Raw genomic sequence first — 12,451 nt, 5'->3', positions numbered from 1 at the left:
TTGACTAGGGGTGAAACACCTATATGCAGGGCCGAGAGGGCCCGGAGTTAGCATTTTGCGGCGGGGCCGGCCCGCCGCCCCCCCCCCCCCCGAACGTGCTGAGAGACCTCAGACCTGGGCGGCCGTACCCCGGTCCGGGACGCAACGGCCGTCCTCGGTCCGGTACTTCCACTGGGCGCCCTCGCTCACGAGCTCCTTGACCGCCCGCAGGAAGCGCTCGACGTGCTCGTCCGGCGTACCGGCGCCGAAGCTGACCCGGATCGCGTTGAGGGACTTCTGGCCCGGCTCCGCCTCCGGCGCGCCGCACTCGCCGACGTCCTGCGGGTCGCTGCCGAGCAGGGTGCGCACGAGGGGGTGGGCGCAGAACAGTCCGTCGCGCACCCCGATGCCGTACTCGGCGGAGAGTGCCGCGGCGAAGTGGGAGCTGTTCCAGCCCTCCACCACGAAGGAGATGACGCCGACCCGCGGGGCGTCGTCGCCGAACAGCGAAAGCACCTTGACCTCGGGGACCTCGGCGAGTCCGGCGCGGACCGCGGTGACGAGCCGCTGCTCCCGGGCGACCAGGCTGTCGAATCCGGCCTCGGTGAGCGCCTTGCAGGCGGAGGCGATGGAGTAGACGCCGATGACGTTGGGCGAACCGGCCTCGTGGCGGGCGGCGGTGGTGTGCCACTCGACGTCCACCCCGCCGTCGGCGCGCCGGGCGACCTGGCGGGACGCGCCGCCGCCGGCCAGGTACGGCTCGGCTGCGGTCAGCCAGTCGGAGCGGCCGGCGAGGACACCCGAGCCGAACGGCGCGTACAGCTTGTGCCCGGAGAAGGCGACCCAGTCGACGTCCAGCACGGCGATGTCGACGGGGTGGTGCGGGGCGAGCTGGGCGGCGTCGAGCACGATCCGGGCGCCGTGGGCGTGCGCGGCGGCGGCGAGCTCCTTGACCGGCCACAGCTCACCGGTGACGTTGGAGGCGCCGGTGACGCAGACCAGCGCGGGGCCGTAGGGGTCGCGGCCGGCGAGCGCGCGCTCCAGGGTCTCTACGGCCTGGGCCGGGGTGCGCGGGGCGTTCAGGTACGTCACCCGGGCGTCGCGCCAGGGCAGCAGCGAGGCGTGGTGCTCGGTCTCGAAGACGAACACCTGGCAGTCGGCCGGGAGGGCGGCTGCGAGCAGGTTGAGCGAGTCGGTGGTGGACCGGGTGAAGGTCACCTGGTCCTCGGTGCGGCAGCCGAGGAACTCCCGGACGGTCTCGCGGCTGCTCTCGAAGAGGTCCGTGGAGAGCTGCGAGAGGTAGCCGGCGCCGCGGTGGACGCTGCCGTAGTACGGCGCGTACGCGGCCACGTCGTCCCACACCCGCTGCAGCGCCGGGGCGCTGGCGGCGTAGTCCAGCGCGGCGTAGGTGACCTCTCCGCCCGTGACGAGCGGAACCGTCACATCCTTACCCAGAACCGGCAGCGGGGCACAAATCGACTGGTCGGTGGCAGCAGTGAGGACAGACATGACGAACTCCCGTAACAGGCAGGCGAATTCCGCGTGCCTGCGGATACGCGGCAGCACGGAGGAAGAAAGAGGGGTGTGCGGAGAAGGGCCGAAAAGCCCTATCGCATTCGCTTGCTCACAAGAGGCTCCCTGAGGACCAGGACCCCACGGGTGGACATCTCACGATGTCGAGGGGTCCGCGCTTGCCGCAGACCTCGCTGCCTGCGGCCTGGTCTTCACCCGGGGCACCCCGCCACGGACGGAGGGTTGCCGGACAGCGGGCCGGGGCCGTAGTCGCTGTCACTCATGACCTGCCAAGCATCCTGCCATACGCGGAGGAACGCGCAAGGCGCAGTCCATGATCTGGACTGCGCCCCGCCTCACATCCTGTGCCCGGAAGCCTCTCAGGCGTTGCTGGCCACGACCCATCGCTCCAGCGCCCGGCCCGCCGCACCCGAATCGATGGACTCGGCGGCCTTGGCGATCCCGGCGGTGAGCTGCTCGGCGAGCGTGCCCTCCCCCGGGTCCAGCGCGACGAGGGCCGCCGCCGAGTTGAGCAGCACCGCGTCCCGTACGGGGCCCGTCTCCCCGGCGAGCAGCCGCCGGGCCACGTCCGCGTTGTACGAGGCGTCGGCGCCCCGCAGGGCGTCCACCGGCACCAGTTCCAGGCCGACGTCGCGCGGGTCGAAGGCCTCCTCGCGCACGGCGCCGTTCCTGGCGATCCAGACGCGGGAGGTCGCGGTGGTGGTCAGCTCGTCCAGGCCGTCGTCGCCCCGGAAGACCAGGGCGGAGTTGCCCCGTTCGGCGAGGACGCCCGCGACGATCGGCGCCATCCGCAGGTCGGCGACACCGATCGCCTGCGAGCGCACCTTGGCCGGGTTGGTGAGCGGGCCGAGGATGTTGAAGGTGGTCGGCGCGCCGAGCTCCGCCCGGGCCTTCGCCGCGTGCCTCAGGGCGGGGTGGAACTTCACGGCGAAGCAGAACGTGATGCCCGCTTCCTCGGCCACCTCGACGACGCGCTGCGGGGGCAGTTCCAGATTGACGCCGAGCTTGCCCAGCACGTCGGAGGAACCGCTGGCAGACGACGAGGCGCGGTTGCCGTGCTTGACGACCTTGGCGCCCGTCCCGGCCACGACGATCGCCGACATGGTGGAGATGTTGACCGTCTTGGCCATGTCGCCGCCGGTGCCCACGATGTCGACCGTGCGGCCGGGTACGTGGATGGTCGTGGCGTGCTCGTACATCGCGCGGACCAGACCGGAGACCTCCGTGACCGTCTCGCCCTTGGCTCGCAGCGCCACGGCGAAGCCGGCGATCTGCACGTCGGTCGCCTCACCGCTCATGATGCGGTCCATCGCCCAGGCGGTGTCGTCCTCCGTCAGGTCCTGGCCGCGCAGCAGGGGGGTCAGCACGCCGGGCCAGGTACGAGCCGCCACGCTGTCGCCGCCTGCCGGGGTCACAACGTTCATGGTCCGCTCCTGGGGTCCACAGCCGATAAAGGGGATGGGGCCACCCTATCGAGCCCCGGGGACAGCGAAGAGCCCCGTCCATCGGATGGACGGGGCTCCTGCTGTGGCGATCAGTTCAGGTGATCAGTGGTGGCCGTGGCCGCTGGTGATCTCCTTGTACTCCTCGGCGGTGGGCTTGGCGATCTGGCTGTTCTCGCCGTAGAAGCCCTTGCTGAGCTTGGCCCGCAGCTTCTGCACCACGGACACCTTGCGCTCGACACCGTTCTCGTCGACCGTCGGGCCGATCTCGGCCGGCTTGTACTGCTCGTGCGCGGTGAGCGTGTGCAGCTGGGCCGGTGCGAGCGGCTCGTGGACCTCGACGAACTCACCGTGCGGCAGGCGCTTGATGAGACCGGACTCGCGCCCGTGCAGCACCTTGTCCTTGTCCCGGCGCTGAAGGCCGAGGCAGATCCGCTTCGTCACGACGAACGCGATGACCGGAGCGACGAAGAACGCGATCCGCACGAACCAGGTGATGGAGTTGATCGACAGGTGGAAGTGCGTGGCCCAGAGGTCGTTTCCACCACCCATGAGCAGCACCATGTACCAGGTGATCCACGCGACGCCGAACGCCGTGCGGGTCGGCGCGTTGCGCGGACGGTCCAGGATGTGGTGCTCGCGCTTGTCCCCGGTGACCCAGGACTCGATGAACGGGTAGACCGCGATCGCGGCCAGGACCAGCGGGAAGATCACCAGCGGGATGAACACGCCCAGGACCAGGGTGTGGCCCCAGAGGTTCACCTCCCAGCCCGGCATGACACGGATCAGGCCCTCGGAGAAGCCCATGTACCAGTCGGGCTGGGCGCCGGTGGACACCTGGTCCGGGCGGTAGGGCCCGATGGCCCAGATGGGGTTGATCGAGGCGATGCCCGCGATGACCGCGATGACACCGAAGACGAGGAAGAAGAAGCCTCCCGCCTTCGCCATGTAGACCGGCAGCAGCGGCATGCCGACGACGTTCTTGTTCGTCCGGCCGGGACCCGCGAACTGCGTGTGCTTGTGGTAGAAGACCAGGATCAGGTGGGCCACCAGCAGCCCGAGCATGATGCCCGGCAGCAGCAGGATGTGCACCGAGTAGAACCTGGCGACGAAGTCGCCGCCCGGGAACTCGCCGCCGAAGAGGAACATCGACAGGTACGTACCGACGATCGGCACGGACAGGACCGCGCCCTCCATGAAGCGGACACCGGTGCCGGAGAGCAGGTCGTCCGGGAGCGAGTAACCGGTGAAACCGGTGAACATGCCCAGGACGAACAGCAGGAAGCCGAACAGCCAGTTGATCTCACGCGGCTTGCGGAACGCACCGGTGAAGAAGACGCGCATCATGTGCACGAACATGCCGGCCAGGAAGATCAGCGCGGCCCAGTGGTGGATCTGCCGGACCAGCAGACCGCCACGCACGTCGAAGCTGATGTTCAGGGTCGAGGCGTAGGCCTCGGACATCCGGATGCCCTGCATGGGCTCGTACGGGCCGTGGTACACGACCTCGTTCATGCTCGGGTGGAAGAACAGCGTCAGGTACACACCCGTGAGGATGATGATGATGAAGCTGTAGAGGCAGATCTCACCGAGCATGAAGGACCAGTGGTCCGGGAAGATCTTGCGCATGTTGGCCTTGGCCAGGGAGTAGATCCCGAGCCGGCCGTCCGCCCAGTCGGCCACCCGCTCACCGGCGGGCGCCTTGCGCTTCGTATCGGTCGCAGTACTCATCCGCGCTCCCAGAATGCAGGACCGACGGGCTCTTCGAAGTCACCGAGCGCCTCGAGGTTGCCCTCGCTGTTCACGCCGATCCGCAGCTGCGGAAGAGCGTGACCGGCCGGACCGAAGATGACGCGGGCGCCGTCGGAGAGGTCGAAGGTGGACTGGTGGCACGGGCAGAGCACGTGGTGCGTCTGCTGCTCGTACAGGCTGATCGGGCAGCCCACGTGGGTGCAGATCTTCGAGAAGGCCACGATTCCCTCGTGGGCCCACTCGCGCTCGCGCTTGTCCTTGATGTTGTCCGGCTCGATGCGGACGATCATCAGGGCTGCCTTGGCGATCTGCTTCTGGAAGTCGTGCGCGTCCTCCTCCAGGCCCTCGGGCATGGCGAAGGTCAGCGAACCGACGACGACGTCCTCGGGACGCAGCGGCTCCATCGTGTTCATGTTGACGAGCTGCTTGCCCTTGGCCCACAGCGTCGAACGGAGCTTCTTCTCCGGCAGCGGACCGAGGTCGCGCAGCAGCACCACACCGGCGAGCGGCACCAGGGCCAGCGCGCCGAACATGGTGTTGCGGATCAGCTTGCGCCGGCCGAACGCGGACTCCTCGGCACCTGCCGCGAAGTCGGCGAGAACCTTCGCCTTGACCTCGGGCTCGGCCGCGATCGCATGACGTTCGTCCGCGACCTCCACGTCCGACATCAGGGTGCGCGCCCAGTGGACGGCGCCCGCACCGATCGCGAAGAGCGCCACGCCCAGGGTCAGCCCCAGGGAGAAGTTGAGCGCGCTCACATGACCGATCGGGAAGATGTAGACGATCTTGTCGACCGGGAAGATGACGTAGGAGGCGATGAAGCCGACCGTCGCCAGCATGGACAGCGTGAACATGAACGCGACCGCGCGCTCGGACCGGTTGGCGGCCCGTTCGTCGATGTCCTGGATGCGCGGCCTGTGGGCCGGCAGCCCCGGGTCGGCGAACGGATCGCCCGCACCCTCCACCGCGCCGTGCGCGGGGTCCTGCGCTTCGGGCAGGTTCTCTTCTGGAATCTCTTGGCTACTCATGACTTCTTGGCCTTAGCGGTGTGGGCCGCGACCCAGATGGCAACTGCGATCAGTGCGCCCAGACCGAAGATCCAGCCGAACAGGCCTTCGCTGACCGGACCGAGGCCGCCCAGCTTGAGGCCACCCGGGCTCTCGGCCTGCGCGCTGTTCACCGTCTGGATGTACGCGATGATGTCCTTCTTCTGCTGCTCGGGCATCGTCGAGTCAGGGAAGGACGGCATGCTCTGCGGGCCGGTCTGCATGGCCTCGTAGATGTGCTTCGGGCTCGCGCCTTCGAGGTTGGGGGCGTACTTGCCGTTCGTCAGGGCACCGCCCTCGCCCGTGAAGTTGTGACACTGGGCGCAGTTGGTACGGAACAGGTCGCCGCCCTTGGCCACGTCCGCGCCCTCGGGGCTGACCTGGCTCTTGGTCGGGACGATCGGACCGGCGCCGAGCGACGCGACGTACGCCGCGAGCTGGTCGATCTCGGCCTGGGTGTAGATGACCTTCTTCTTCGGTACCTGGGCGCCCGGCTGCTGCGCCGGCATACGCCCGGTACCGACCTGGAAGTCCACGGCGGCCGAGCCCACGCCGACAAGCTGGGGCCCGTCGGTGGTGCCCTGACCGCCGGTTCCGTGGCAGCTGGCGCAACCGACGGAGTACAGCTTCTTGCCCTCGTCGATGGCGAGGGACTGGGCGGTTTCGTCGGCCTGCGCCTTACTCGCGGGCGCAAACGCGGCGTACAGCCCCCCAGTAGCCGCAAGCGCGAGGAGTAGTACGACGACCGCCGCCAACGGATGGCGTCGTCGTGCGGAGAGCTTTTTCACGGATTACCCCGGTGTCAGGATCTTCTGCGTCGATGATGGGTCGGGTACGAGCCCGGTTACTTGATCATGTAGATCGTGGCGAACAGGCCGATCCACACGACATCGACGAAGTGCCAGTAATAGGACACGACGATGGCTGCGGTCGCCTGCTCATGGGTGAACCTCTTGGCTGCGTACGTCCTGCCCAGAACGAGCAGGAAGGCGATGAGGCCGCCTGTCACGTGCAGACCGTGGAAGCCGGTGGTCAGGTAGAACACCGAGCCGTACGGATCCGAGGACAGCGAGAGGCCGTCCTTCTTCACCAGCTCCGTGTACTCGAAGACCTGGCCTCCGATGAAGATCGAACCCATCACGAAAGTGATCACGAACCAGGCGCGGAGCTTCTTCACATCGCCCCGCTCCGCGGCGAAGACGCCGAGCTGGCAGGTGAGTGAGGAGAGCACCAGGATCGTGGTGTTCGTCGCCGAGAACGGGAAGTTCAGGGCTGACGCCATTTCCTTCCAGTGATCCGCTCCGGTCACCGATCGCAGGGTGAAGTACATCGCGAAGAGGGCCGCGAAGAACATCAGCTCGGAACTCAACCAGATGATGGTTCCGACGCTGGTGAGGTTCGGCCGATTGACCGACGGGTGCGCGTGCCCGGTTTCTACTGTCGTTGCTGTCGCCACGACCGACATTATGTCGGTCGCTTATCCCGCCCTCACTCCGGGGGGTGCCGTTCGGTGTGTCAGAGGGGTGTGTCCTCCCCGAACGGCCCATGGATCCGCCGTCGCGGGCGATGCTGACAGGCCATCGGGCGGAGTACGATCCGCGCATCGGACAGCCCTCGTGCACCGAGAGCCCCGACTGCCCCGAAGACACAGATGTCACGGAGGAACAATGCAGCCGACCGCCACGGTCCTGGTCTACAGCGACAACGCACACACCCGTGAGCAGGTGAGGCTGGCAGCCGGCCGCAGGCCTGCCGCGGACGTACCGCAGGTCGAGTTCCTGGAGTGCGCCACCCTGCCGGCCGTCCTGGACGCGCTGGACCACGGAGGCGTCGACGTCTGCGTGTTGGACGGTGAGACGGCCCCCGCGGGCGGGATGGGCGTCTGCCGGCAGATCAAGGACGAGATCTTCCGCTGCCCGCCGGTGCTGCTCCTGATGGGCCGCCCCCAGGACGCCTGGCTGGCCACCTGGAGCCGCGCGGACGCCGCGGTGACCCTTCCGGTCGAGCCGGTCGAGTTCGCGGACGCCCTGGCGGCCCTGCTGCGCAGCAGGCTCTCCGTGGGGGCCTGAGGCCCCGCCCTTGCGCCGTCGCTCCGGGGCGCGGCGCACCCCGGCCGTCAGACCTCGGGGCGCAGCCGCGCCGCCCGGACCGTGTCGACGCGGTCCGGCGTGGCGTCGTTGCTCAGCGCGCTGCCCTTCTGCCACTTGGCCCAGGAGAGGTTCCAGTCGCCGTAGCCGTTGTCGAACGGCGTCATGGTCTCGCCCTCACTGCCCACGACCGTGACGATGTCGCCCTCGCGGACGGTGTTGAAGAACCACTCGGCCTCGCTCGTGCTCATGCCGGTGCAGCCGTGGCTGACGTTCGCGTAGCCCTGTGATCCGGTGGACCACGGGGCCGCGTGCACGTACTCGCCGCTCCAGGTGACCCGTGTCGCGTAGTAGACCGGCAGGTCGTAGGAGTCCGCCGAGCCCTCGGCGATGCCGATGGACTCCCCGCGCATACGTACGTAGTACTCCTTGCCCAGCACGACCTTGACGCCGTTGCGGGTGGAGAAGCCGGGCTTGCCCGTGGTCACCGGGATGGTGTTGATCACTTCGCCGTTGCGCTTGACCGTCATGGAGTGCTCCGAGGCGTCGGTGATGGCCTCGATCCGGTCTCCGATCGTGATCTTCAACGCCTTCGTGGGAGCGCCGTACAGCCCGTTGATCACCTTGATGCCGGTCAGATTGCTGCTGACCTCGACGGTGGCCTTCGCCGGCCAGTAGTCCCGCGGCCGGTAGTGCAGTGTCTTGTCGTCGACCCAGTACCAGGAGCCGGTCACGGCGGGCGTGGAGCGCACGCTCAGGGCGCGTTCCACGGTGGCGCGGGCGGCTTTGTCGGGAACCGGGGCGCTGAGCAGCGCCGTGACGGGCTGTCCGACGCCGTAGGTGCCCGCCTGCGGGCCGAAGGTGACCTTCAGGAACTTCTGGGCCGCCGCGGTCTCGAAAGAGAGCGTACGGGTGCCTGGGGCGCCGTCGTCGTCCTCCATGCTGACCTTGACGGTGTAGCGGGTTCCGGCGGCGAGTGGGGCGGTGGAGTGCCAGCGGTGGCCGTCGGCGGCGAGTTCGCCCGCCAGATGGCGTCCTTCCGTGTCCACGGCCGTCACATCGGTGATCCGGCCGTCGTCACTGTCGACGCTGACTTCGAGGGGCTTGTCCGGATCGACCTTCTCGCCGCCGTCGGGGGCGTTGGAGGAGATCTCGTCCGCCGCGTCGTACGGCTGTGCCGAGAGCGGATGGCCGTCGGACTCCCCACAGGCGGTCGCCCCCGCGACCAGGGTCGCGACCAGCAGAGCGGAGCTCATGACGGGACGGATACGCGGCGTGTGGTTCATGAACCCACGCTAAGAAGATTCATCCGTTTCAGCGCGCCGGGTGACTGCAAACGGGGGGCCCGCACTTCTCGTGGAAGTGCGGGCCCCCCGTCAGGTGGAGCGGTGTCACGGGTGGAGCGGTGTCACTGGGTGCGGTTCTCACCGCGGTAGTACTCGAAGACCCAGCCGAACAGACCGATCAGGAGCATCGGGGCCGAGAAGTAGAGCAGCCACCAGCCGAAGACGACTCCCATGAAGGCGAGTGCGCCACCGATCGCCAGTGAGAGCGGCTGCCAGCTGTGCGGGGAGAAGAACCCCACGTCGCCGGCCTCGTCCGCCACGTCGGCTTCCTTGTTGTCCTGCGCCAGTGCGTCGACCCGCCGGGCCGTGAAGGCCAGGTAGAAGCCGATCATGACGCTCAGGCCGAAGGCCAGGACGAGTGCGGTGGTGCCGACCGGCTCCTTGGACCACACGCCGTAGGTGATGGCCATGACGAGGATGAACAGCGCCAGACCGAGGAACATCTTGCCCTGGACCTTCACTTGCCCGCCTCCTTGCCGCCGGCGAGGGCCTTGTCACCCTCGGAGTGGTGCTCAAGCTGTTCGAGCGCCGCGATCTCCGGGTGGTGCAGGTCGAACGCCGGGGATTCGGAACGGATCCGGGGCAGCGTGAGGAAGTTGTGCCGCGGCGGCGGGCACGAGGTGGCCCACTCCAGCGAACGGCCGTAGCCCCACGGGTCGTCGACCTCGATCTTCTTGCCGTACTTGGCGGTCTTCCAGACGTTGTAGAAGAACGGCAGGATCGACAGGCCGAGCAGGAACGAGGAGATCGTCGAGATCGTGTTCAGCGCGGTGAAACCGTCCGCGGCCAGATAGTCCGCGTAACGACGGGGCATGCCCTCCGCACCCAGCCAGTGCTGCACCAGGAACGTGCCGTGGAAGCCGATGAACAGCGTCCAGAAGGTGATCTTGCCGAGCCGCTCGTCCAGCATCTTGCCGGTGAACTTCGGCCACCAGAAGTGGAATCCGGAGAACATCGCGAACACCACGGTGCCGAAGACGACGTAGTGGAAGTGCGCGACCACGAAGTACGAGTCCGAGACGTGGAAGTCCATCGGCGGCGAGGCCAGGATGACGCCGGTCAGACCACCGAAGGTGAAGGTGATCAGGAAGCCGATCGCCCAGAGCATCGGCGTCTCGAAGGACAGCGAGCCCTTCCACATCGTGCCGATCCAGTTGAAGAACTTCACCCCGGTGGGCACCGCGATGAGGAACGTCATGAAGGAGAAGAACGGCAGGAGCACGCCTCCGGTGACGTACATGTGGTGCGCCCACACGGTCACGGAGAGGCCGGCGATGGAGATCGTCGCGGCCACGAGGCCGATGTAACCGAACATCGGCTTGCGGCTGAACACCGGGATCACTTCCGAAATGATCCCGAAGAAGGGCAAGGCGATGATGTACACCTCTGGATGGCCGAAGAACCAGAAGAGGTGTTGCCAGAGCAATGCCCCGCCGTTGGACGCGTCGAAGATGTGCGCGCCGAATTTCCGGTCCGCCTCCAGCGCGAAGAGCGCCGCCGCCAGCACCGGGAAGGCCAGCAGGACCAGGACACCGGTCAGCAGGACGTTCCAGACGAAGATCGGCATGCGGAACATCGTCATGCCGGGTGCGCGCATGCAGATGATCGTGGTGATGAAGTTGACCGAACCGAGGATCGTGCCGAAGCCGGAGAAGGCCAGACCCATGATCCACATGTCGGCGCCGACGCCCGGTGAACGGACCGCGTCCGACAGCGGGGAGTAGGCGAACCAGCCGAAGTCGGCGGCACCCTGCGGGGTGAGGAAGCCGGCCACCGCGAGGATCGAGCCGAAGAGGTACAGCCAGTACGCGAACATGTTCAGCCGCGGGAACGCCACGTCGGGCGCGCCGATCTGCAGCGGCATGATCCAGTTCGCGAATCCGGCGAACAGCGGCGTCGCGAACATCAGCAGCATGATCGTGCCGTGCATCGTGAACGCCTGGTTGAACTGCTCGTTCGACATGATCTGCGTGCCCGGACGGGCCAGCTCGGCGCGCATGAAGAGCGCCATCAGTCCGCCGATGCAGAAGAACGCGAACGACGTGACCAGGTACATCGTGCCGATCGTCTTGTGGTCAGTGGTGGTCAGCCACTTGATGACGACGTTTCCCGGCTGCTTGCGCCGGACCGGCAGCTCGTCCTCGTACGAGTCGTCTGCTGCCGCGGCACCCTGAGGTTCATTGAGGATGCTCACAGTTTGTTCGTCTCCGCATTCCTGGCCGGGTCGGTCTGCTCGATGCCGGCCGGCAGGTAGCCCGTCTGGCCCTTCTTCGCGAGCTCCTTGAGGTGCGCCTGATAGCGCTCCGGGGAGACGACCTTGACGTTGAAGAGCATCCGGGAGTGGTCGACGCCGCAGAGTTCGGCGCACTTGCCCATGAAGGTGCCCTCCATGTTGGGAGTCACCTCGAAGGCGTTGGTGTGGCCCGGAATGACGTCCTGCTTCATGAGGAACGGCACCACCCAGAAGGAGTGGATGACGTCACGCGAAGTCAGGATGAAGCGGACCTTCTCGCCCTTGGGCAGCCACAGCGTCGGGCCGGGGTTGCCGTTCTGCGGGTTCCGGTCTCCCGGGATACCGGCGTCGTAGACGCCGTCCGCACCCTTGGGGAACTGGTCGCGGAACCTGTCCGGGATGGCGTCGAGCTCCTTGGGGACCTCGTTGCCGGTGGCGGCTTCGCCGTCCACGTTCTCGATGTAGTTGAAGCCCCAGCTCCACTGGTAGCCGACCACGTTGATGGTGTGGGCAGGCTTCGGGGAGAGCTCGAGGAGCTTCGATTCGTCCCGCGCGGTGAAGTAGAACAACACCGAGACGATGATCAGAGGGACCACGGTGTACAGCGCCTCGATGGGCATGTTGTACCTGGTCTGCGGAGGTACCTCCACCTTGGTCCGGCTACGCCGGTGGAAGATGACGCTCCAGATGATCAGTCCCCAGACAAGGACACCCGTGGCGAGCGCTGCCGCCCACGAGCCCTGCCAGAGGGAAAGGATCCGAGGAGCCTCTTCCGTTACCGGGGTGGGCATACCGAGGCGGGGGAAATCCTGCCAGTTGTATGAACAACCGGAGGCCGTCGCCAGGACCAGGCCCGCAGTCAGCACCTGCGGCAGCTTCCGCCGCATCGGGCGCCGCGACAAGCGGTCGGAGCCGTTGGGACTCACGTAGCGCCTTCCCGAGAGTCTCGCCCGCACGGTCGGCGCGCCCGTCTCGCTGGTCGGTCGCCGGCCCTGACGCGGGCAGGGGTTTGGATGTTTATGCGGACCAAACC

Annotated in this window: 11 protein-coding genes and 1 riboswitch; of the genes, 1 reads left to right on the top strand and 10 read right to left on the bottom strand. The window is 67.4% G+C overall.

The features are described 5' to 3' along the window. Positions 1 to 108: 108 nt before the first annotated feature. The 6 genes from ABZ434_RS17025 to ABZ434_RS17000 form a co-directional block, all read right to left on the bottom strand. Positions 109 to 1,488: an aminotransferase class V-fold PLP-dependent enzyme gene (locus tag ABZ434_RS17025; RefSeq protein ID WP_359136583.1), complete on the bottom strand. Its 1,380-nt coding sequence runs from the start codon at positions 1,486 to 1,488 to the stop codon at positions 109 to 111. Between the two features lie 173 nt (positions 1,489 to 1,661). Beyond that, a riboswitch (SAM riboswitch) is annotated at positions 1,662 to 1,779 on the bottom strand. A 92-nt stretch (positions 1,780 to 1,871) separates the two neighbouring features. Then, positions 1,872 to 2,936 carry an anthranilate phosphoribosyltransferase gene (trpD, locus tag ABZ434_RS17020; RefSeq protein ID WP_359136580.1) on the bottom strand — a complete coding sequence of 355 codons (1,065 nt, stop codon included), beginning with the start codon at positions 2,934 to 2,936 and terminating at the stop codon, positions 1,872 to 1,874. A gap of 123 nt (positions 2,937 to 3,059) precedes the next feature. Beyond that, on the bottom strand, positions 3,060 to 4,685 hold the full coding sequence (locus ABZ434_RS17015) for a ubiquinol-cytochrome c reductase cytochrome b subunit (protein ID WP_359136577.1): 1,626 nt from the start codon (positions 4,683 to 4,685) through the stop codon (positions 3,060 to 3,062). Continuing rightward, on the bottom strand, positions 4,682 to 5,734 hold the full coding sequence (locus ABZ434_RS17010; RefSeq protein ID WP_359136574.1) for a Rieske 2Fe-2S domain-containing protein: 1,053 nt from the start codon (positions 5,732 to 5,734) through the stop codon (positions 4,682 to 4,684). The genes ABZ434_RS17015 and ABZ434_RS17010 overlap by 4 nt, the downstream gene beginning before the upstream one ends. Next, the gene (locus tag ABZ434_RS17005) at positions 5,731 to 6,540 is read right to left on the bottom strand and encodes a c-type cytochrome (RefSeq protein ID WP_359136571.1); all 810 of its coding nucleotides are present in this window, start codon (positions 6,538 to 6,540) and stop codon (positions 5,731 to 5,733) included. Before ABZ434_RS17005 ends, ABZ434_RS17010 begins: the two co-directional genes overlap by 4 nt. Positions 6,541 to 6,596: 56 nt before the next feature. Then, positions 6,597 to 7,217, bottom strand: a complete 621-nt coding sequence (locus ABZ434_RS17000; protein WP_136328381.1) for a heme-copper oxidase subunit III — start codon at positions 7,215 to 7,217, stop codon at positions 6,597 to 6,599. A 202-nt stretch (positions 7,218 to 7,419) separates the two neighbouring features. On the opposite strand from ABZ434_RS17000, the gene ABZ434_RS16995 reads away from it, so the two are divergent. Beyond that, positions 7,420 to 7,821: a hypothetical protein gene (locus ABZ434_RS16995; protein WP_356323798.1), complete on the top strand. Its 402-nt coding sequence runs from the start codon at positions 7,420 to 7,422 to the stop codon at positions 7,819 to 7,821. A gap of 47 nt (positions 7,822 to 7,868) precedes the next feature. On the opposite strand, the gene ABZ434_RS16990 is transcribed toward ABZ434_RS16995, so the two are convergent. The 4 genes from ABZ434_RS16990 to coxB all read right to left on the bottom strand — a co-directional run bounded on the left by ABZ434_RS16990 (position 7,869) and on the right by coxB (position 12,344). Next, positions 7,869 to 9,125: an Ig-like domain-containing protein gene (locus ABZ434_RS16990; RefSeq protein ID WP_359136567.1), complete on the bottom strand. Its 1,257-nt coding sequence runs from the start codon at positions 9,123 to 9,125 to the stop codon at positions 7,869 to 7,871. 122 nt (positions 9,126 to 9,247) lie between these two features. Next, complete coding sequence (locus ABZ434_RS16985) at positions 9,248 to 9,646, bottom strand: cytochrome c oxidase subunit 4 (RefSeq protein ID WP_148017682.1); 399 nt, start codon at positions 9,644 to 9,646, stop codon at positions 9,248 to 9,250. Continuing rightward, positions 9,643 to 11,379, bottom strand: a complete 1,737-nt coding sequence (ctaD, locus tag ABZ434_RS16980) for a cytochrome c oxidase subunit I (RefSeq protein WP_148017681.1) — start codon at positions 11,377 to 11,379, stop codon at positions 9,643 to 9,645. Before ctaD ends, ABZ434_RS16985 begins: the two co-directional genes overlap by 4 nt. Further along, complete coding sequence (gene coxB / locus ABZ434_RS16975; RefSeq protein WP_359136562.1) at positions 11,376 to 12,344, bottom strand: cytochrome c oxidase subunit II; 969 nt, start codon at positions 12,342 to 12,344, stop codon at positions 11,376 to 11,378. Before coxB ends, ctaD begins: the two co-directional genes overlap by 4 nt. Between the last annotated feature and the right edge of the window lie 107 nt (positions 12,345 to 12,451).

Source organism: Streptomyces sp. NPDC005761 (genome assembly GCF_040630635.1).
In the GTDB taxonomy this organism is placed as follows: domain Bacteria; phylum Actinomycetota; class Actinomycetes; order Streptomycetales; family Streptomycetaceae; genus Streptomyces.
Note: the sequence above shows the minus strand (reverse complement) of the source record. Positions and strands in the feature narration are given on the sequence as shown.